General features: G+C 53.2%; 15 protein-coding genes. 6 read left to right on the forward strand and 9 right to left on the reverse strand.

The features are described from left to right. The first annotated feature begins 408 nt into the window (after positions 1-408). Together L1I42_RS15260 and L1I42_RS15265 are read left to right on the forward strand one after the other, a co-directional pair. On the forward strand, positions 409-4,104 hold the full coding sequence (locus L1I42_RS15260) for a vitamin B12-dependent ribonucleotide reductase (protein WP_236115601.1): 3,696 nt from the start codon (positions 409-411) through the stop codon (positions 4,102-4,104). Between the two features lie 112 nt (positions 4,105-4,216). Next, entirely contained in the window at positions 4,217-4,729 is a 513-nt protein-coding gene (locus L1I42_RS15265; RefSeq protein ID WP_236115602.1) for a DUF6680 family protein, read from the forward strand. A 498-nt stretch (positions 4,730-5,227) separates the two neighbouring features. Here L1I42_RS15265 and L1I42_RS15270 read toward each other — a convergent pair whose 3' ends face one another. Both L1I42_RS15270 and L1I42_RS15275 read right to left on the reverse strand, forming a co-directional pair. Further along, positions 5,228-5,620, reverse strand: a complete 393-nt coding sequence (locus tag L1I42_RS15270) for a DUF4342 domain-containing protein (RefSeq protein WP_236115603.1) — start codon at positions 5,618-5,620, stop codon at positions 5,228-5,230. Positions 5,621-5,759: 139 nt separating this feature from the next. Beyond that, a complete protein-coding gene (locus tag L1I42_RS15275) occupies positions 5,760-6,512 on the reverse strand; it encodes a glycosyltransferase family 2 protein (protein ID WP_236115604.1) in 753 nt (250 codons plus the stop codon). Positions 6,513-6,771: 259 nt separating this feature from the next. On the opposite strand from L1I42_RS15275, the gene L1I42_RS15280 reads away from it, so the two are divergent. The 3 genes from L1I42_RS15280 (at position 6,772) to L1I42_RS15290 (ending at position 9,363) form a co-directional block, all read left to right on the forward strand. Beyond that, a complete protein-coding gene (locus L1I42_RS15280; protein WP_236115605.1) occupies positions 6,772-7,197 on the forward strand; it encodes a DUF1801 domain-containing protein in 426 nt (141 codons plus the stop codon). Between the two features lie 2 nt (positions 7,198-7,199). Then, on the forward strand, positions 7,200-7,652 hold the full coding sequence (locus L1I42_RS15285; protein WP_236115606.1) for an SRPBCC family protein: 453 nt from the start codon (positions 7,200-7,202) through the stop codon (positions 7,650-7,652). A 235-nt stretch (positions 7,653-7,887) separates the two neighbouring features. Further along, entirely contained in the window at positions 7,888-9,363 is a 1,476-nt protein-coding gene (locus L1I42_RS15290) for an AMP nucleosidase (RefSeq protein WP_236115607.1), read from the forward strand. Positions 9,364-9,381: 18 nt separating this feature from the next. Here the strand turns inward: L1I42_RS15290 and L1I42_RS15295 are convergent, their stop codons facing one another. The 3 genes from L1I42_RS15295 to aspS all read right to left on the reverse strand — a co-directional run bounded on the left by L1I42_RS15295 (position 9,382) and on the right by aspS (position 15,360). Next, positions 9,382-11,676: an NADP-dependent malic enzyme gene (locus L1I42_RS15295; RefSeq protein WP_236115608.1), complete on the reverse strand. Its 2,295-nt coding sequence runs from the start codon at positions 11,674-11,676 to the stop codon at positions 9,382-9,384. Between the two features lie 110 nt (positions 11,677-11,786). Continuing rightward, a complete protein-coding gene (locus L1I42_RS15300; protein ID WP_236115609.1) occupies positions 11,787-13,457 on the reverse strand; it encodes an EAL domain-containing protein in 1,671 nt (556 codons plus the stop codon). Positions 13,458-13,587: 130 nt separating this feature from the next. Further along, on the reverse strand, positions 13,588-15,360 hold the full coding sequence (aspS, locus tag L1I42_RS15305) for an aspartate--tRNA ligase (protein ID WP_236115610.1): 1,773 nt from the start codon (positions 15,358-15,360) through the stop codon (positions 13,588-13,590). Positions 15,361-15,546: 186 nt separating this feature from the next. Here aspS and rnd point away from each other — a divergent pair, with 186 nt between their 5' ends. Further along, positions 15,547-16,713 carry a ribonuclease D gene (gene rnd, locus L1I42_RS15310; RefSeq protein WP_236115611.1) on the forward strand — a complete coding sequence of 389 codons (1,167 nt, stop codon included), beginning with the start codon at positions 15,547-15,549 and terminating at the stop codon, positions 16,711-16,713. A gap of 9 nt (positions 16,714-16,722) precedes the next feature. Here the strand turns inward: rnd and L1I42_RS15315 are convergent, their stop codons facing one another. The 4 genes from L1I42_RS15315 to L1I42_RS15330 all read right to left on the reverse strand — a co-directional run bounded on the left by L1I42_RS15315 (position 16,723) and on the right by L1I42_RS15330 (position 22,372). Then, positions 16,723-18,267, reverse strand: a complete 1,545-nt coding sequence (locus L1I42_RS15315) for a Ppx/GppA phosphatase family protein (protein ID WP_236115612.1) — start codon at positions 18,265-18,267, stop codon at positions 16,723-16,725. Next, complete coding sequence (locus tag L1I42_RS15320) at positions 18,264-20,447, reverse strand: RNA degradosome polyphosphate kinase (protein ID WP_236115613.1); 2,184 nt, start codon at positions 20,445-20,447, stop codon at positions 18,264-18,266. The genes L1I42_RS15315 and L1I42_RS15320 overlap by 4 nt, the downstream gene beginning before the upstream one ends. Positions 20,448-20,553: 106 nt before the next feature. Next, positions 20,554-21,234: a P-loop NTPase family protein gene (locus L1I42_RS15325; RefSeq protein ID WP_236115614.1), complete on the reverse strand. Its 681-nt coding sequence runs from the start codon at positions 21,232-21,234 to the stop codon at positions 20,554-20,556. A gap of 10 nt (positions 21,235-21,244) precedes the next feature. Further along, positions 21,245-22,372, reverse strand: a complete 1,128-nt coding sequence (locus L1I42_RS15330; RefSeq protein WP_236115615.1) for an AI-2E family transporter — start codon at positions 22,370-22,372, stop codon at positions 21,245-21,247. Positions 22,373-22,500: the final 128 nt, after the last annotated feature.

The raw sequence follows: 22,500 nt of genomic DNA on the forward strand, positions 1-22,500 counted from the left end.
AAAAAGTGAAAATTTTTGCCTTGAACAAATTTTGGAAAAATGTAGGTTCATAAATGCAAATTGAGTATCCGTATGATGACCAATCAACCACCCCCTGTTGCGCAAACCAAACATTGCGCGGCGCCAGAGGAGGTGACTGTCCTTCGGGAATGCCCCCCGCCCCTTTGCGGTCGCGGCTGGGCCATAAAAGGCAGCAGGTTGGCCCTATATATAGAGAGACATTTGCATCCAATGCCCGGCTTCAAACTGGCAAGAAAGTCAGGCGGACGGCGGATAGAAAAGGCGAAATAAGCCTCGTGAGAGCGGTTCGTTTCTCACACCCAACAGGAAGCGACAAAACAGAAACTGAAAACCATATTGGTTTATTCGGACATTTATAGGTGTCCATAATTTTGGGGAACTACTGGAATGCGCATTAAGCGGCACTACACCAAAAAAGGCCAATCTGCCTATGCAGGCATCGAATTTCGCAAGGCCACAAGCGAAATTAAAAACCCGGACGGCTCGATCGTTTTCCGGCTCGAAAATATTGATGTTCCCGCGGCCTGGTCGCAGGTGGCGGCCGATATTATTGCGCAAAAATATTTCCGCAAGGCTGGCGTCGCCAAAGTCCTGAAAAAGGTGGAAGAAAACAGCGTACCATCTTGGCTGTGGCGCTCAGTACCTGATGAAAAAGCACTTGAAAAGCTGCCCGAAGAAGAGCGTTTTGGCTCAGAAATTGACAGCCGTCAGGTGTTTGACCGCTTGGCCGGCACGTGGACCTATTGGGGCTGGAAAGGCGGCTACTTCGATGATGAAGAAGACGCCCGCGCCTTCTTTGACGAGCTTTGCTACATGCTCGCCACCCAAAAATGTGCCCCCAACTCCCCGCAATGGTTCAACACTGGCCTGCATTGGGCCTATGGCATTGATGGTCCTGGCCAGGGCCACCATTATGTTGATCCGTTCACCGGCAAGCTGGTGCGCTCCAACTCCGCTTACGAGCATCCCCAGCCCCATGCTTGCTTCATCCAGTCTGTTGAAGACGATCTGGTGAATGACAACGGCATTATGGACCTTTGGGTGCGCGAAGCGCGCTTGTTTAAATATGGCTCCGGGACCGGCTCAAACTTTTCATCCTTGCGCGGTTCTGGCGAAGGTCTGTCCGGCGGTGGCCGTTCTTCCGGCCTGATGTCTTTCCTGAAAATTGGTGACCGCGCTGCTGGCGCCATCAAATCTGGCGGCACCACGCGCCGCGCGGCGAAAATGGTTGTGGTCGATATCGATCACCCGGATATTGAAGAATATATCAATTGGAAGGTGAAAGAGGAGCAAAAGGTTGCCGCCCTCGTCACCGGGTCCAAAACTGTGTCCAAACACATGAAGGCCATCATGCGCGCCTGCGTCAATTGCGAAGGTGGTGGCAATGATTGCTTTGATGTGCAGAAAAACCCGGCCCTCAAGCGCGAAGTGCGCGCCGCGAAAAAAGCGCTGGTGCCTGAAAACTACATTCAGCGCGTCATTCAGTTCGCTGAACAGGGCTACACTGATCTTGAATTCCCTGTTTATGACACAGACTGGGATTCCGAAGCTTATTTGACCGTTGCTGGCCAAAACTCCAACAACTCGATCCGCGTGACAGATGATTTCTTGAACGCTGTTGAGGAAGATAGAGATTGGGATCTTGTTGGCCGCATCACCAAAAAGCCAACCAAAACCCTGAAAGCCCGCGATTTGTGGGACAGTGTGGGCTATGCCGCCTGGGCCTGTGCCGATCCCGGCATTCAGTACCACACCACCATTAATGACTGGCACACCTGCCCAGCCTCTGGCGACATTCGCGCGTCGAACCCGTGTTCAGAATATATGTTCCTGGACGATACGGCCTGTAACCTGGCGTCCCTGAACCTACTTCAGTTCCGCGCCAAAGACGGCCAGTTCATGATCGATGCGTTCGAACATTCTGTGCGCTTGTGGACCATAGTGCTCGAAATCTCTGTGATGATGGCGCAATTCCCATCTAAAGCCATTGCGGAGCGCTCTTACGAATTCCGCACCTTGGGTCTGGGTTATGCCAATATTGGCGGCCTGTTGATGACCTCTGGTATCGGCTATGACTCAGACGAGGGTCGCGCCATTGGCGGTGCCATCACCGCGATCCTGACCGGTGTGTCTTATGCCACCTCGGCCGAAATCGCCAAAGAACTGGGCCCCTTCCCCAGCTACAAGCCGAATGCCAAACATATGCTGCGCGTGATCCGTAACCACCGCAACGCCGCCTATGGCAAGGCTGATGGCTATGAAAAACTGTCCATCAACCCTGTGCCCCTTGATCATGGCAACTGCCCGGACGAGCGCTTGGTGGAACATGCCAAAAAGGCATGGGACAATGCCCTCAAGTTGGGTGAAAAGCACGGCTACCGCAACGCACAGGTTTCTGTGATTGCGCCAACCGGCACTATCGGCCTGGTGATGGATTGTGACACAACCGGCATTGAGCCAGACTTTGCTTTGGTGAAGTTCAAAAAGCTTGCTGGTGGCGGTTACTTCAAAATCATCAACCGCGCTGTGCCCGAAGCCTTGCGCACCTTGGGCTATTCTGAAGACCAGATCGGCGAGATCGAAGTTTATGCCGTGGGCCATGGCAATTTGAACCAGGCCCCGGGCGTCAACCCGACCACTTTGAAGGCCAAAGGCTTTACGGACGAAAAAATCGACGCCATCAATGCCGGCCTTGGCAGCGCGTTCGACATCAAGTTCGCCTTCAACAAATGGAGCTTGGGCGAAGAGTTCTGTAAAAACGAGCTTGGCCTGACCGACGAGCAGCTCAATGACATGAATTTTGATATGCTCGCCGCGCTTGGTTTCTCGAAAAAAGAAATCGACGATGCCAACATCCATGTGTGTGGCGCCATGACCCTTGAAGGTGCACCGCACCTGAAAGAAGAGCACTATAATGTGTTCGATTGTGCCAACCCCTGTGGCCGGATCGGCAAGCGCTATTTGAGCGTGGAAAGCCATATCCGCATGATGGCCGCGGCACAGCCCTTCATTTCCGGCGCCATTTCCAAAACCATCAACATGCCAAATTCCGCCACGGTGGAAGAGTGTAAGGAAAGCTACATGCTCTCCTGGAAGCTGGCCTTGAAAGCCAATGCGCTTTATCGCGACGGCTCCAAGCTCAGCCAGCCTTTGAACGCCCAATTGCTGGCCGATGAGGAAGAGGATGAAGATGGTCTGGACGCCACTGAAGAGCTGATCGCCAAATCACCCGTTGAACGCACCACCGCCATTGCTGAAAAAGTGGCCGAACGTGTTGTAGAGCGTGTGGTTGAGCGGGTCCGCGAACAGGAAAAACTCCCCACCCGCCGCAAGGGCTATACCCAAAAGGCAAAAGTGGGCGGGCACACCCTGTTCCTGCGCACCGGCGAATATGAAGATGGTCGCTTGGGCGAAATCTTCCTGGATATGAACCGGGAAGGCTCCACCCTGCGCGCGCTGATCAACAACTTCGCCATTTCCGTGTCGCTCGGCCTGCAATATGGCGTGCCGCTGGAAGAATATGTGGAGACATTCGTCTTCACCAAGTTCGAACCAGCCGGCTTTGTGCAGGGCAACGACTCGATCAAGAGCGCCACATCCATTCTGGATTATGTGTTCCGCGAATTGGCCATCTCCTATCTGGATCGCACCGATCTGGCCCATGTCACCCCTGATAATGGTGGCAGCAGCGGTGGAGTGACCGCCAGCGACGATGGTGAAGGCGTGGCCGCTGACCAGTTTGTCTCCAAAGGCCTCACCCGTGGCCGCGTGAAGGACAAAACCTTGATGCTGGTCTCCACCACCGAGACGGCTACCACCACCAACAAGGTGCAGGCCATGCAATCAAGCGCCGCCACCATGATGAAGGCCACCTCGGCCCTCAAAAAGGAAGTGGAGCAAGAATTGGGCAAGGTTGAAGAGGCCGCCCCAGCCCCCAAAGCCGACACCAGCACCCAACGTGCCCAGGCGCGCATGAAAGGCTATGAAGGCGAAGCCTGCCCCGAATGCGCCAACTTCACCCTGGTGCGAAATGGGACCTGCTTGAAGTGTGATACTTGTGGGTCCACGACAGGTTGTAGCTAAGAACAAACGAAGCCCGGGCAGAAATGTCCGGGCTTTTTGTTAGGCATCGAACAAACAGGAAACAAAAAGTCTGAAGATGCTTTCGGATTGAACCTTAGGAACTAAGCAGAATATGACGCCAGAGCAAATAATAACCACAATTGCCATAATCGTCGGTCCAATCGCAGCGGTGGTCATTTCGAGGTGGCTTGATGAGGTCAGAGACAATCGCAAACGGCAAATTGAAGTATTTAGAGATTTGATGCGAACTCGAACGGCAAAAATATCACCTACGCACGTTAATGCACTAAATTTGGTTGAAATAGAATTCTATAACAACAGACGTGTTTTAGAAATTTGGCGAAAGTATATGAAAATACTACACACAGAGCCGTTCAATCAGAGCGATGTGGATAAAACATTTGTGAAACTACTTCAGTCGATTGCTAATGCAGTAAAGATGCGCAATCTAGACATTACCGATCTCTTGGATCCTAATTACTATCCGAGAGGATGGAATGATGAGGAAAATCTCAACTTCGAGATAAGGTTAGCTACACTAAAGATGCTACGAGGAGAAACAACCATCTCTGTGCAAATGAGTGAAAATGGAAATGATACCGATGAGGTTGAGAGCAATAAATAGCTGCTGGAAATATCTCCCGCCGTTCAACGGTTGCCTAGCCGAAACATTGCAACGATAAAACTTACTGTAGTTCAACTCTCAACCAAACATTAGTCCAGAAGATATCCGAAACGTGAAATGGACCCCAAGATCAAGTCTTGGGGTGACGGCGGAGATTGAGTCCGATATCGCGAAAGACATGAGTGCGAGGCACCAATCGGCGGGGTGCCGGGGACGGGAGCGCAGCGAGCGGTGGCGGCAAAAAAGACTCCGGGGGTGCCGGGGACGGGAGCCAGCCGCGCGGCGCGAGCGTTACAAAAAGCGACCGGTGGCCGCAATGAAAAGACTCGGGGATGTCGGCGACAGAAACCAGCCTGTGCGGGTTCAGCGCTGCAAAAGAGCGAACGATGGCCGCGTACAACAAATTCGGCGCATAAGAAAGCCAGTCCGCCGCAAAACGTCGCCAAAAGGAACAGATCACAGCGAACTGGCGCGAAGTCAAACTTTGGAGGTCAAACCCTACTTCTTCTTTTTCTTCTTCGCCTTTTTCGGCTTGTCGGCGTCAGCGTTGTCAGCCGGCTCTGGGTCCGGGGACATATCATTCGCATCCGGGTCCACATCGCGCACCACTTCGATTTTCACCTTGGCCAGAACACCGGCCAAACCGCCCAAAAGCGCTAACCAAGGCGCGGCGAGCACCACGACACCGCCGACAACCACGCTGCCGGTCAGCGGCACTTCGATCATCACATCGTCGTTGGAGGATCGCACCCTCAATTTGCGCACATTGCCTTCAGAAATCAGCCGCGTGATTTCTTCCACCAGCTTGTGGCCAGCCACTTCGATTTCTTCAGTAAAGGTTTCCCAACTGCCCTTATGCTCGTCGGATTTATTGTGCTTTTCATCAACCATCTCATGGTCTCCTATGATGGATCATACACAAGATGTGGGCATAAAGCGGCAACGAACAAGCGCTGAACAAACAATAAAATTTAAAAAGCCGCCTTGAAATAAGGCGGCTTCACACTACAAAAAAGATATATATTTGAATTTACTTACTTTTATCTTCCGGCCGAATGTCCGTATAAGATTTGGTGGCCGGTTTACCGCGGAAGGTCACCCAGAAGAAATTTAGCACGTAGCGGCCCGCCGTTTGGAAAACCCCCTCTTCCGCCAATCGGCGGCCAGAGGTGCGCATAGGCAGTTTAAACGTCCATTTCACCGGGCCAACCTTTGAAAGGCGCACGGCAATGTCGGTATCTTCGCCGTAGAAGGAAATCGAGGTGTCATAGCCTCCCGCCTTCAGCCAGGCGCTGCGGCGGATCACAAAATTGCCACCCTGGATCATGGAGCCGACCTTGAGCACAAACCGATTGAGCAAATAAACAAGATAGGAAATGCCATAGAACACGCGCACCAGAAACTGGTTCCAAAGCGACAAATCATAATAGATATAGGGCCCGCTCAACCCCACCAGCTCCGGCTGTTTTTCGAATGTGTTGATCACCGTCTCGATCCAGCCTTCGGGCAGCTCGGTATCCGCATCAATATTGGCGACCAGTTCAGCAGTCGAGGCATTGAAGCCGGCACGGCGGGCATAAACCAGCCCCTTGTCGAATTCGTCAACAACTGTCACCCCCTCAAAGCTCTCGGCAATTTCTTTGGTGCGATCTTTGGAGGCGTTGTTCACCACGATGATCTCACAGTCGACATCAGACTCCTTCACCCGTTTCACCACGGATTCAAGACAGCGGCCAATCAGCTTTTCTTCATTATAGGCGGGTATCACAAATGCCAGTTGCATGCGTGCTCCTTTGTGGCGGTAGACGATCAACGCCCTGCACAAGTCAAAACAATATATATTGCGCGGTTGCAATACACCATTTTTTGCCAAGGTCAAACAGGTGGCGGCACAAATCATAAGTCGATAGTGCACAGAAATAGCAGAATAATCGTTTGGAATTGATCGCGCTAAACCACACGTGCAGGCTAGCCAGTTGCTGGTGGGCACAGCTGGCATCGACCTTAAAATCGTGAAATACTTGCACGACGGAGGGAGCAGGATGGCAAACCAACAGAACAAGACGCAGCCGACAAGCGTAAGCGTGGAGGCATTCCTCAACACGATTGAGGATGATCAAAAACGTGCGGACGCATTCAAAATCAAAGAAATGATCGAACGCCTGTCGGGCGATACCGCTCAGATGTGGGGCACCGCCATTATCGGCTGCGGCACCTATCATTATAAATATGAAGGCGGCCGCGAGGGCAATTTTATGCGGGTGGGCTTTGCTCCACGCAAAGCTAATCTTGTGCTCTATATCATGAGCGGCTTTAGCGAATATGAAGCGCTGCTGGACAATCTAGGTAAACACAAGACGGGGAAAAGCTGCCTTTATGTCAAACGCTTAAGCGACATAGATGAATCAGTTCTCGAAGAAATTATCACCCTTTCCCTCGCCTATATGGCACAAAAATATCCGGAGTAATCATGCCCACCATCACCGTATCCGAACAGTTTGATTGCCCGCCAGAGATTGCCTTCGCCGTGCTCACCGATATTGAAAACTTGCCCGATTTTATTGAGGGGGTCATCAGCGTGAACATGCTGACCGAGGGCCCCGTAGCCGTCGGAACCCGCTTCCGCGAAACCCGCATCATGATGGGCCGAGAGGCGGAGGAAGAAATGGAATGCACCGCGCTCGAGCCGCCATCCCTGATCAAGCTTTATGCCTTTTCCCATGGCACAGAATATCACAGCACCTACACGCTTAAGCCGGTGGATGGCGGGACGGAGGTGACGCTGGAATTTAAAGGCCAACCCAAGACTTTTATGGCCAAAGTCATGAGTGCACTATTCTCCAAAATGATTGGGCAAGTGGCTGATCTGCTGCAAAAGGATTTGCGCGACGCGAAAGCAGAGGCGGAAAAACGGGCTCAATAACAGGTTGAGGTTTGTGGCCGCCGCAATCCAACACATGAGGGCTGCAAAGGGGGAGGCGTTGGAAAGCAGCGGCCAATCTGCAATCATGGGCTGTATGATTGCTCAGCCAGATATGGGCATCAGATTTGGCGAATTAAAGACCGTCACACTTTTGTGATCAAAAAAATTCAAAAGCTGCAAAAGCATAATTTAAGTGCTAGATTCTAAAGCACAAACTCCAGTCAAAGAGGCACCTATGCACATTATTCAGCCGCCCAGCCTTCCGTTCAAAAGCTTTAATCAGGCAGAAAAGGCCGTTGAATATGTCAAAGAGATTTATGCCCGTAACACCAAGTTTGTGCGCGATGCGGTGATCAATTTGAACAACGGCCAAGCACCTGAAGGTCATGTGCGTGCCACCTACCCCCTGGCGCGGGTGCGCAACACCAGCTTTCAAAAGGTGGATTCCCACCTGCCCTTTGGCTTTTTGCATTCCCCCGGCATTTATCAAACCACCCTGTCCGATCCGGAATTGTTCACCCATTACCTGACCGAACAATTTGAATTGCTGCTGCGCAACCATAATTGCGAGATTGAAGTCGGCGAATCGGACACGCCCATCCCGGTGCATTTTGCGCTGGAGCCGACCGACACCATGGACGGCGACAGTTTCAATGCCCTCAATATCCCCCTGCGCGACCTTTTTGACGTGCCGGATTTGACCCATACAGACGATGAAATCGCCAACGGCACCTTCATTCCACCCGAAGGCGGTCCCTACCCGTTGGCAGCCTTCACCGCGCCACGGGTGGATTATTCGCTGCACCGCCTGGCCCACTACACCGCCACCCGGCCCGAACATTTCCAGAATTTTGTGCTCTTCACCAATTATGGCTTCTACATCGAAGAGTTTTGCCGTACCGCCCACAAATGGATGGCGGACGGACACCCCGACTATGATGCCTTTGTGGAGCCGGGCAATGTGGTCACCACCAATGCCCGGCTGGGCGGCGAGACGGTGGGTGTAGCCCCGGCGCGTGAGCCGCAAATGCCCACCTATCACCTGAAGGCCAAAAATGGCAGCGGCATCACCATGGTCAATATTGGTGTCGGCCCGTCCAACGCCAAAACCATCACCGACCATATTGCCGTTCTGCGCCCCCACGCCTGGCTCATGCTGGGCCATTGCGCCGGTTTGCGCAATTCGCAAGCCCTGGGCGACTATGTGTTGGCCCACGCCTATGTGCGCGAAGATCATGTGCTGGACGCGGACTTGCCGCTCTCTGTGCCCATCCCTGCACTCGCGGAGGTGCAAGTGGCATTGGAAGAGGCGGTCGCGGAAATCACCAACCTCTCCGGTCAGGACCGGAAACGTATTATGCGGACGGGCACCGTCGCTACATTCGATAATCGCAATTGGGAACTGCGCGACCAGACAGAGATCGCCCAACGCCTGTCCCAATCCCGCGCTATTGCGCTGGATATGGAAAGCGCTACCATCGCCGCCAATGGCTTCCGCTTCCGCGTACCCTACGGTACCCTGCTCTGCGTGTCAGACAAGCCACTGCACGGTGAACTCAAACTCCCCGGCATGGCCAGCGACTTCTATCGCACACAGGTCTCAAAACACTTGCAGATCGGTATCAGGGCCATGGAAATCCTCAAAGAACAGCCTGCGCATGCCATACATTCACGCAAGCTACGCTCATTTGCAGAAACTGCATTTCAATAGACGTCAAGCAGACGGGGATTATTCCCCGTCCTGCTCGTGGCCGATGGCTTCCGAAACGGCCACCGCTGTCATATTCACAATGCCGCGACTGGTGACAGATGGGGCCAGAATGTGCGCTGGGCGCGCGGTGCCCATCAGGATCGGACCAACTGAAAGTGCTTTATTAAATTCCTTTGTCAAGGTCATGGAAATATTGGCACTTTCAAGATTCGGGAAAATCATCAAATTGGCTTCACCGGACAATTCGCTATTGGGAATATAGCGCTCACGCAACATTGAATTCAGGGCCACATCGCCCTGCATTTCGCCTTCCACCACCAAGTCCGGCGCCTTTTGTTTCAACAGACGATAGACTTCTCGCATCTTCTCCGAGCTCTCACCATCGCGGGAGCCGAAGTTGGAATAGGACATGAGCGCGGTTTTGGGCTCGAGGTTAAAGCGCTTAAGGTGATCCTGCGCCTGCATGGCAATTTCAACCAGTTCGTCGGCACTCGGATTCATGGAGACATAAGTGTCAGCGAAGAAGAATACGCCCTGCTGCAAGATCAACATCGACAGGGCCGACACATCTGAGGACCGTTCGTCCAAACCGATAATCGATTTGATGTCGCGCACATGTTTAATGTAGCGCCCCTGCAAACCACAAATCAACGCATCCGCCTCGCCGCGCTTGACCGCCAACGCGCCAATCACGGTGGTGTTGGTGCGTACAATGGTGCGAGCTGTATCCGGGGTCACGCCAGACCGGCCGACCAGAGAGTGGAACAGATCCACATATTCGCGATAGCGCGGGTCATCTTCCGGGTTGATCACTTCAAAATCTTCGCCCGGGCGCAGATGCAGACCGAACTTTTCGATACGATGTTCAATCACGGAAGGGCGTCCGATCAGGATCGGTTTGGCGATGCCATCTTCGAGGATTACCTGAGTGGCGCGCAACACGCGCTCGTCTTCACCATCAGCAAAAGCCACCCGTTTCGGATCAGATTTGGCGCGTTCTATAATCGGCTTCATCACCATGCCGGACCGGAACACAAACCGGGTCAGACGGAACTTATAGGCCTCAAAGTCTTCGATGGGCCGGGTGGCCACACCACTTTCCATCGCCGCTTTGGCCACTGCAGGTGCGATGCGCAAAATCAAACGCTGATCAAACGGGTTGGGGATCAGATATTCCGGACCGAAGGTCGGGTCAGTGCCAGACGTGCTGGCCTCCAAGGCGGGCTCATGCGCCAATTTGGCAATAGCATGCACCGCCGCCATTTTCATTTCTTCATTAATGGCGGTTGCCCCCACATCGAGGGCGCCGCGGAAAATGAAGGGGAAGCACAGCACGTTGTTGACCTGGTTCGGATAGTCAGACCGCCCGGTACAGATCATCGCATCAGGACGTGCCTCACGGGCCAGTTCGGGCATAATCTCCGGCACAGGGTTGGCCAACGCCATAATCAAAGGATTGGGCGCCATTTTCGCCAGCATCTCCGGCTTGAGTACCCCAGCCGCAGACAGACCAATAAAGATATCGGCATCTTCCATCACCTCGGCCGTGGTGGTGAGATCTGTTTCCTGGGCGAAAGAGGCGCGCCACCGGTCGACATCATCCTTGCGCTTGTGGGTAACAAGACCGTCGCGGTCGGCCACCCAGATGTTTTCGCGCTTGGCACCGAGGCTCATCAAGAGATTCAGACAGGCAATCGCCGCAGCCCCAGCTCCGGAGGTGACAATCTTAACGTCCTCAATCTTCTTCTTGGCCAAGCGCAGCCCATTCATAACAGCCGCAGCGACAATAATGGCCGTACCGTGCTGATCGTCGTGAAAAACCGGAATCTTCATCCGCTCACGAAGTTGCTCTTCAACCTCAAAACAATCCGGCGCTTTAATATCTTCCAGATTGATGCCACCAAAGGTGGGTTCCAGCGGCGCGATCACCTCAACCAGTTTAGCCGGATCATTTTCATTGACCTCAATGTCAAACACATCAATACCGGCGAACTTTTTGAAAAGCACCGCCTTGCCTTCCATCACAGGCTTAGAGGCCAATGCCCCGATGGCACCCAACCCCAACACGGCTGTGCCGTTAGAGATCACGGCCACCAGGTTGCCCTTGGATGTGTAATCCGCAGCCAATGTTGGATCTTTTTCAATTTCCTCACAAGGTGCAGCGACACCCGGTGAATAAGCAAGCGCCAAATCGCGTTGGTTGCCCAACGGTTTCGTCGCTGTAATCTCCAGCTTGCCGGGCTTCGGCCATTTATGGAAGTGCAGCGCAGCTTCGCGCAAAGATTGTTGGGTTTCGTCAGAATCCTGAGCCATCTAAGTCCCTTTCGTTCACCGGTTCTGGTGTGCCACCAATTGCAGCAAAAGAAAAGTGCAACTTATTCAGATTCGTTACGTTTGGGGAAATAGCGGATTTAGACGAGGTATTAGGCCACGTTGGTGTCTCGACCCTCATCAGGCGCATCGTCGCCTTCAAAGTCGTCATCGTCGTCGTCAAACACCACCAACTCGTCGTCAAAATCATCTATGAGTTTGACTTCTTCGTTGTTCATCCGCTCAGCCAAGGCCAAATATGAGTCGATCGGCAATGCTGGAGCAAACAGGAAGCCTTGTGCCTGGCGGATGCCTTTGGCACGCAAATAGAGCGCTTGTTCTTCCGTCTCCACACCCTCAGCAATGATTTCCGTATTGAGATCAGTCGCCATGCCAATCAGCGCGTCAACCACCGGCACCGGAACATTGCGGTGACGGATCAATTCCACAAACACCCGGTCAATTTTAACAATGTCGATACCCAGCTTTTGGATATAGGCAAGGTTGGAGTGCCCTGTCCCCGCATCGTCAAGCGCGACCTTGGCCCCCAATTTGTGCAAATCGTCGATCACCGAATTCACCCCCTCCATATTGGAAAGCGGCTGACGTTCGGTAATCTCAAATACGAGCTGCGAATAGCGCACCTCTGTGCCACCAAAAATGGCCTGCACATCTTCAACAATCGACCCATCGCGGAAATGCCGTTCAAAAAGGTTGATGCCAATCTTCAAATGAGAGTGACGGGCGCAAAGATCTTCAAGATCGTCACGCACCTGTTCCATGAGCGACAAGGTCATGGGAATGGCAAGGCCTGACAATTCCGCATATTCGATAAAGGCACCCGGCGAAATCACCTCACCATTAGGCTTTTCCCAGCGGATCAGCACCTCACAACCGGCAATCTGGCCGGTTTGCAGATCAATTACAGGCTGATAGCGCGGCCGCAACTCACCGGCCTGAATGGCCCGTTCCAGGTCAAATGTTGGCACCTGCGAGCGACGCACATATTGGATGCATAGCCACAAGAACACGCAGCTTGTCAAACAAGCAACGATGGTAAACCCGATTTTGAGGTCAGCATAGTCGGCGCGCACCACATCCAACAACACCGCGGCACTCAGCTTGATCGGTACATTTTGCGCGACTTGCTCCACGAAAAGAAAGTCACGCGTGCGGTTCGGATGGTCGTAGTAGGCCTTGGTGTCTCCAAATTCGACGATCGGCAAACCGCTGGTCAGCGCATAACGCGTCATGATCGCCCCATGCAGGACCGCGTTTTCTTGAACCAGCAAGTGAACATTAATCGGCACAAACGCCGAAAGCTCGCGGCCTGGTCGCACCTTCAAGCTCACCTTGATGAGTGGCTGTTCACTATCCTCAATCCGCACGATGGTCATTTCCTGCGGTCCGGTGGGCATGGTCATTGTTGGCGTAATGGCAGAATACTTGAATTCGTCGCCATAAGCAGCGCACATCACGTTCCCATCGGTGCTGTTGACCACCAACTGCCGCAGCAAATAATTGGAACGCATTTGTTGCGCCGCACTTTTCAGGAAAGTTGGTGTGCACAATGAGGGACTGCGGCTTACGATCGTGTTGAGACTTTTCAAGGCGCCATCCACACTGCCCTGTGTCTCATTGATGATTCTGTTCACCTGCTGACGCAGTGCCTTGCCTTCGCGCATGCGAATATATTCGTCCAGCATGAAGTCCACTGTCAGAATAGGCGCGAACGCCAGCAAGGCGCACACTAACATCAAAAAGTGGGAAAATTTGGCCTTCACCGTCGCCCGCCCCGCAAATTAAGCCATCCAGCCGCTTATACTATAGCGGACTTAACACGGAATTAACTACGCCAAATACAAACGGCGCCCACAAGGAGCGCCGTACAAACGAACCAAGTCGGTGAAAACCCTACTCTTTCGGTAGGTTCAGCCGGATATGCAATTCACGCAATTGACGCGCCGACACGGCAGATGGAGCATCCATCAACAAATCTTCGGCCTGTTGATTCATCGGGAAAGCAGTCACTTCGCGCAGATTCTCTTCGCCGCACAACAACATCACAATCCGGTCGATGCCTGGCGCAATGCCGCCATGTGGCGGGGCGCCATATTCCATGGCCCGCAACATACCGCCGAATTTCTCATAAAGAATGCTTTCATCGTAACCAGCGATTTCAAACGCCTTTTTCATGATTTCCGGACGGTGGTTCCGGATCGCGCCGGAGCTTAGCTCAAAACCGTTACACACAATGTCATACTGATAGGCATTGATGGTCAGCGGGTCATCATTTTCCAACGCCTCGAGCCCACCTTGCGGCATAGAGAATGGGTTGTGCGAGAAATCAACTTTCTTCTCGTCTTCATCCCATTCAAACATGGGGAAGTCCACAATCCAGCACAGCTCAAATCGATCCTTGTCGATCAGATCCAGCTCTTGCCCTGCCCGTGTCCGCGCGGCACCAGCAAAGCTGACGAACTTGGACGGCAGGCCGCATACGAAGAAGACTGCATCGCCATCTTTCAGCCCAAGCTGATCGCGAATGGCCGCGGTCCGCTCTTCGCCGATATTCTTGGCAATAGGTCCAGCACCTTCCCCGTCACGGAAAAAGATATAGCCGAGGCCAGGTTGGCCTTCATGCTGTGCCCATTTGTTCATCCGGTCGCAGAAAGCACGCGAACCGCCGGTTGGCGCGGGAATGGCCCACACTTCAACTTTTGGATCATTGGCGATCTGGTTGGCGAAAATGCCAAAACCGGAGCCCGCAAAATGTTCAGTCACATCCTGCATTTCAATCGGGTTCCGCAGGTCAGGCTTGTCATTGCCATATTTGCGCATAGATTCGGCATAAGGAATACGCGGGAATTCTTGGGTGACGGGCTTGCCTTCACCGAATTCCTCAAACACGCCACGTAGCACCGGCTCAATCGCCTGGAACACATCTTCCTGTTCCACAAAGCTCATTTCGATATCGAGCTGATAGAATTCGCCCGGCGAACGATCGGCACGCGCATCTTCATCGCGGAAGCAAGGTGCGATTTGGAAATAACGGTCAAAGCCGGAAATCATCAGCAACTGCTTGAATTGCTGTGGCGCTTGCGGCAGGGCGTAGAACTTGCCGGGGTGCAACCGGGAGGGCACCAGAAAATCGCGCGCGCCTTCCGGGCTGGAGGCCGTCAGGATCGGGGTTTGATATTCCATAAAGCCCTGATCGACCATGGTGCTGCGCAAATAAGAAATAATCTTCGACCGCATCACAATATTGTTGTGAATGCGTTCGCGACGCAAATCCAGGAAACGATATTTCAGGCGGATATCTTCGGGATATTCCTGATCGCCAAATACCGGCATCGGCAATTCTTTGGCCGCGCCCAACACTTCCATATCGCGAATATAGATTTCGATCTCGCCGGTGGAGAGGTCTTTGTTCACGGTCTCGGCGCTACGGGCTTTCACTTCACCATCGACGCGGATCACATATTCTGCGCGAACTTTTTCAGCCAGTTCGAACGCGTCAGAATCTGGGTCAATGACCAGTTGTGTCATGCCATAATGGTCACGCAAATCGATGAACAATAGACCGCCATGGTCACGAATGCGGTGCACCCAGCCTGACAGGCGAACCTTCTCATCCACATGATCTTTGTTTAATTCAGCACAAGTGTGGCTACGATATAGATGCATCTAATCCAATCCCGGAAATTGTGGGGCAATTTTGGTGGCGAAAAGCGCACGCCACGCCCGATTTGTCAAGCATCTGATACGTTTTTCATTCTGCTCTTGCAAGTCCGCCCCATTTCCAGCCATTATCAGGCCAACCACTCGCAACCTAAATGGGCGCAAAAACAGATATAATAATAGAAAGCTTCTATGCACATCATTACGACCACGTCCGAACTGGCCCAATTCTGTCAGCGCGCGACCAAACATCCTTTTGTTACCGTTGATACGGAATTTTTGCGCGAAACCACCTACTGGCCCAAATTGTGCTTGGTGCAAATGGCCACACCAGAAGAAGCGGTAATCGTCGATCCAATCGAAACTGATATCGATCTGGCCCCTATGTTTGAGCTGTTTGCCAATGAAGAGGTTGTGAAAGTCTTCCACGCCGCCAAGCAGGATGTGGAAATTTTCGTCAATCTCTCCGGTGAAGCGCCAAAATCATTGTTCGACACGCAAGTCGCCGCTGCAGTATGCGGTTTCGGCGACAGCATCTCATACGACAATATGGTGCGCCAGATCACCGGCGCTCAGGTTGATAAAAGCTCACGCTTCACCAACTGGTCTCACCGCCCTCTCACCGACAAGCAACTCCATTATGCACTTGGCGACGTGACCCATCTACGCGACTGCTATCTGCACATTGTGGAGGAGCTGGACAAACGCGATCGCTGGGACTGGATCAATGATGAAATGAAAGCCTTAATGCAGCCCGACAATTACATTGTGCTGCCCGAAAATGCGTGGAAACGCATGAAAATGAAGGTCAATCGCCCGCGCGACTTTGCGCTTTTAAAAATGCTAGCCGAGTGGCGGGAAGAAAAAGCACAACAGCAAAATGTGCCCCGCGGTCGGGTGCTCAAGGATGAAGCGCTGTTTGAATTGTCGCAACAGCAGCCCACCAACCCGAAAGCCTTCGATCGGCTCCGCGCCTTCTCAAAAGGCTTTGGGCGCTCCAGCACCGCCGCTGAACTGATCAAGCTGGTGGATGCTGCCAAGCAATTGGACAAAGCGGATTTGCCCAAAATCCCGCGCAAACCTAACGGCCCTTCTCCGAAAGGCCCCATTGGCGACTTGCTGCGCGTGCTTCTGAAGTCGGTCAGCGAGCAGGAAGGTGTAGCCCCCCGGATCATCGCCACCAGCGACGATATCGATTCGATTGTATTGGATGATGATGCCGACGTACCTGCCCTTAAAGGATGGCGCGCTGAGGTGTTTGGCGGCAAGGCACTCGCCATCAAACACGGGAAAATGGCCCTTGGCGCCACCAAATCTGGTGTCGTGCCGGTGGAAGTCACGTTAGAAGATACAGATTAGGCCGTTTGGCTAAATGATGCGTATGTCGGCGCGCCTGTCCAAAAGGCCAGCCAATTGCTCAAAGCGCCGCATCATTTTTTCTGCGGCCAGAAATTCCATACCCTTAGGCAAGCACAGATAAAGTGTGTCTTGATCGATTGCCCAATCAAGCTGGTTCAGCACACCGGGCATGGCAGCAGACAACAGATAAGCTACCCTGAATGTTGCGGCGACCAATATGGCTGTTTCCTGATGGTCGTCACGGCATAATTTGAGAATATCTTCATGCCCCAGCTTCTTGCTCTTCAGTCCATTATAACGTGCAGCCAAAATCGTGGCGATATAAGCACGATCTGCATGGTCTAAGCCGACAAAGGACCCCAGGGTCACCAAATCGACCGCCTGCGCGCCGCGATAATCGGGATGACCACGCCAGGACACATCCGACAATAAACATGCCGCCTCTCTCAGACGTTTCAAGCTGTCCGATTCTTGGACTCGGGCCACTTCAAAGAGCTTCGAGGTAAATTCTGACAAATCTGTACTGTGCGCTGGCGCCCGTGACCGCAGCAGTGCATATTCCCTACAGGCCAGCAATAACGGATCAGCCCGCTGATCCTCATCCCCCAATTGACCGAACAAATACCCCTCACGCAAACCCAGAGCGGAGAACTTAACCGATGTGAATGCCCCCACATCAAGCACGGCTTTGAGTGCTGCAGCCCCAAATGGCAGCAAGGTTCGTCGGTTGGACGACAATATTTGGGCTTCTTCCGGGACCTCGCCCTTCTTGGCCTGTTTGAGCACCAGATCACAAAGGGACAACATATCCTTTGCGGTCACACGATATCCCTGCACCATCGACAAGGGATAGTCATTCAGAACCTGGTGCACACGCGCCAATGCCCGCCATGTGCCGCCAATCGCGACAAATTCGGGCAGATGCTTTGCTTTGATTAATTTTGAGGCAGCGAGCTTGTCGCAGGCAATGTCATAGGCACGCGCCGCGTCATTGTCGCTGTCATCTTGTAACCGTATCGCCCCAAGCTGAAAAGATTCCCCGCCAAAGACCTGGTCTGATTCAATGCCAGCGAGTTCGAGACTGCCGCCACCAAAGTCACCCAGCAAACCGCGTTGGTTGGGCATGCCCGCCAAAGTGCCGAGCGCAGCATAGTGCGCTTCTTCTTCTCCAGAAAGGATTTGCACCTCAACGCCCATGATCTCTTGCGCGGCCATGATGAAGTCGCCACCATTTTTGGCATCGCGTGTCGCGGCCGTCGCCAGCACATAGAGCGTTTCGACCTTGGTCAACGAACACACCATCGCAAACCGGCGCATGCCCGTAAGAGCCCGTTCGACGCCTTCTGCATTTAGTTCGCCACTCTTGGCCAGGCCACGCCCCAACGCACAAGACACTTTTTCATTATAAAGCGAGGTCAACGCCCGCACATGGCGCTCATAGATCACCAGACGTACCGAGTTGGAACCGATATCCAACACTGCAATAGGATTGTCGCTGCCGATCCGCCCCTGAGCGGCCGGTTGGCGAAGTGCCTTAACAAAGCTTTTGATCAATCCTCTTCCTCATCCTGACGACCATCCTGAGCCAATGCACTGCCCCGACCTGAAAGCGAGGGATTATTCATAAAATATTCCTGCGCATTAAAGATCGGTTCGCCCTCCTGCGGCTCAATTCGCCGCGAAGTGCCATCGGGCAACACCTCCCAGCTTTGCTGATTGTCATTGATGTTGGCAACCATAATCCGGTCCAGCACTTGCTTATGAACGGTTTTGTTGAACAGGGGCACCATGGTTTCAACCCGACCATCCAGATTGCGGGGCATCAGATCAGCTGAGGAAATAAACACGGCCGCCTTGCGCGATGGCATCTCGTGCCCCTGGCCAAAGCAATAGATGCGCGAATGCTCGAGGAACCGACCAACGATAGATTTCACACGAATATTGTCGGAAAAACCGGGAATGCCCGGGCGCAAACAGCAAATGCCGCGCACCACCAGTTCAATTTCCACCCCGGCCTGCGACGCGGCATATAGCGCATCGATAATGCGCGGGTCGACCAGCGAGTTCATTTTAAACCAGATGGTCGCCGGCTTACCGGCCTTTGCATGTTCAATCTCGGCGTCAATATGCTGCAACAAGGTATCGCGCAGCGACATGGGCGACACGGAAATGCACTCCAGCCCGGAAGGCCGCGCATAGCCGGTGACAAAGTTGAACACCCGCGCCACATCCCGCGTGATCGCGCCATTAGAGGTGAAATAGGACAGGTCTGTATAGATTTTCGCGGTGATCGGGTGATAATTGCCGGTGCCGATATGACAGTAGGACACCAGCTTGCCCTTTTTCTCACGCCGCACCACCTGGCTCAATTTCGCGTGTGTCTTCCAATCGATAAACCCAAACACCACTTGCACGCCCGCGCGTTCCAAATCCCGCGCCCAGCGAATATTGGCCTCTTCATCAAACCGGGCCTTCAATTCCACCAGCGCGGTAACAGACTTGCCCGCTTCAGCGGCCTGAATAAGCGCTTTGACGATCGGGCTGTCATTTGAGGTGCGGTAGAGCGTTTGCTTGATCGCCACCACATCCGGGTCGGACGCGGCCTGCTTCAAGAATTGCGCCACGATATCAAAGCTCTCATAGGGATGATGCACCACAATATCTTTTTGCTTAATCGCGGCAAAGCAATCGCCATTATGGTCGCGCACCCGCTCCGGAAAGCGGGCATTAAAGGGCTGAAATTTCAGCTTTGGCCGTTCAATATCGCAAAGCTTGGAGGCATCGGCCAGCGCCAGGAATCCCTCTACTTCAAAAGTGTCTTCAATACCCACATGCAATTCGTCCGCTATACGACGGCGCAGCCCCCGCGGCATCGAGCGTTCAATCTCAAGCCGGATCACCTGCCCGCGCCGGCGTTGTTTTAAGGCTGACTCAAACTCCACCACCAGATCGGCGGCTTCATCGTCAATTTCCATTTCGCTGTCGCGGATCACGCGGAAGGCGCCTGCCCCAACCACTTCATAGTTTGGGAACATGCGCTCGAAAAACAGATTGATCAGCGTCTCAATCGCCACCATTTCGATCCGCTTGCCGGTGGTCAAATCCTGCGGCAAAAAGATGAACCGTTCCATATTTTGCGGCACCCGCACCAGCGCCGTCAGCATATGATCCGCGCCGGGCTGCTGCAATTCAAAGGCCAGTGAAAAGCCCAGATTGGGAATAAAGGGAAACGGATGTGCCGGGTCCACCGCCATGGGGGTCAGCACCGGGAAAATCTCTTCCTGAAACATTTCTTCCAAATAGGCGAGCTGTTTCGGCCCCAAATCCGGCGCGTCGAGCAGTATGATCTCTTCTTCAGCCAACTCATCACGAATGGCACGCCAACTATCTTGTTGCTCCAGATGCAAATGCTGCGCCAATGCGGCAATCTCTTCCAACTGCTCAGATGCCGTCATGCCATCATCGCTTAACCGCGTGACCCCCGCGCGCAACTGCCCTTTCAGGCCCGCCACCCGCACCATGAAAAATTCATCCAGATTGCTGGCTGAGATAGAGACAAAGCGGAGCCTTTCCAAAAGCGGGTGATTTTTATTCCCCGCCTCTTCTAACACCCGCATATTAAATTGCAGCCATGAGACCTCACGGTTCACAAACCGTGCCGGGCTTTGAGACAACAATTCAATATTGGGGGCTTCGCTGTCTGGCGTATTCGCCAGATCCATAATCTCGTCCATAACTCACTTCCAAACTGTGTGGTGCCCGGCCAATCTCGCGCAGCGCGATCGATGCGCGTGCTGCTTCAAGGGCTTAAAGCGATTATATGGCAATTGTGTAACAGATTTATTGATTATAGAGCTTTGCCAGGGCTTCCCCGGCCAACCGCTTCGAGATGGGGCGCTTCCGCTCCAGCGACATCTGGTCCATCATCTCCACCAACGAAACCACATGCGCTGGCGCCCGTTCCATGCGCGACAGCAAATAGGGAATGAGCCCGGGATCAATCTGCAATTGCCGATCATCAAATAATTTTACAAACAATTGTGCCAAATGTGCGTCATCAAGCGGCGCAATCTCCAAATTCAGCGCCAGCCGCAATCTTGACCGCACATCCTGCGTCTGCAATCCCCATTGATCAATCGGCCGGTCTGCCGTCATCAGCAAGGGCAATTGCGAGCGCATGGCCTGATTGAGCAGATTGAACAAGGGCGTCTCCCCCATCCATAGGCGATGGCAATCCTCAACCAGTATCGGCCCGTGCATCATCTGCGGCCAAGCGTCGGGTTTATTGGCCGTCAACACCTCAGCCCCGGCCTGACTGGCCCAAATACTGGCCAAATGGGTTTTACCCGATTTTTGCGGCCCAATCAGCAACGCGGTTGGACCCGGCCATTCGCGCATACCTATTAAATATTCATAGGCTTTCAAGTTGCCGGAGCTGACCACAAAGTCATCCTCACCCAAGGCCGTGTCAAACGGCAAATCGAGAACCAGCTGTTGCGCCTGTGCCTTTTGCACTGTCATTGAGTTGCCCTTAAGCCTTGTTCTCGGCGGCTTTCGTTTCGCCGGTCAAATCGCGTTCGGCCTGCTCCAACTCCGCTTCTGTACGGGCTTGATAAAGCGAACTTTCCAAATATTTGCGCACCGCATAGCGCACCAGCACCCCGGTGATCGCCGCCAACGGCACCGCCAGCAACACGCCCACCGCGCCAAACAACAAGGCAAACGCGAACAGCGCAAACATCAACCACACCGCGTGCACGCCAATCGAGCGCCCCACCAGCTTGGGATACAATATGTTGCCCTCAATAAACTGGCCAAACATAAATATGCCGAACACCAATGCGATCATGGTCCAGTCAGGCCAGAACTGCACGATGGCGACACCCATGGAGAGCACAAAGCCGATCAAAAACCCGACATAGGGCACAAAGGAGAACAAGCCCGCAGAGAGGCCAATTGCCAGCCCGAAATTCAAGCCCACCAAAGTCAACCCAGTGGCATAAAAGGCTGCCAAGATCAAAACAACGCTGGACTGCCCGCGCACAAAGCCGGCCATCGCTTGATTAATCTCAACAAACACCGCACGAATTTCGTCGCGATAAGCCCTGGGCAAAAGCTCGTCGCCCCGTTTGATCATATTGTCCCAATCAAGCAGCAAATAAAAGGCCACGACAGGCGTCACGATCAATAAACCGATCACGTTTAACACCGCCAGCCCGCTTTGCATCACTTGATTCAGCACGCCCACAGCAAAGCCGACGCCTTGCCCGAGGAAACTGGAAATATTGTTTTCGATTTCGGCCAATTGTTCATCGCCGATCCACTCGCGCAGCGCCGGTGCATATTCAGACACCAATTCCTGCAGACTTTCCACATAGCCCGGCAAGCGCTCGGCCAACCCAACCAATTGCCCCAAAATGCTCGGCACCAAAAACAAAAAGACGCCAACAAATGCCAGCACACATAAAAGCATGATGATGAAGGTGGCCCACAGGCGAGAAAATTTCAATTTTTCAAGGAAGTCGGCTGCCGGATCTAGCATATAGGCGAGAACCATGCCCGCGATAAAGGGCAATAATATGCCCCGAAACACCCACAAAAACAAAATTGTCACCGCCAGGATGACCATCCAAGTTTTTATTTGGTTTTGTAGTGTCATTCCCCACTCCTACACTTGCGCGAACGCCCGCAATTCTTTATCAGCGCTGTTAAAGCGTTTGCGGCCCCGTTGCAAGAAGCTGCACTCAATGCCCCAACGCAAATACGCATCTTATTGTGCGACCAAGT

It is taken from the genome of Maritalea mediterranea, from assembly GCF_021568695.1.
Classification (GTDB): Bacteria; Pseudomonadota; Alphaproteobacteria; order Rhizobiales; family Devosiaceae; genus Maritalea; species Maritalea mediterranea.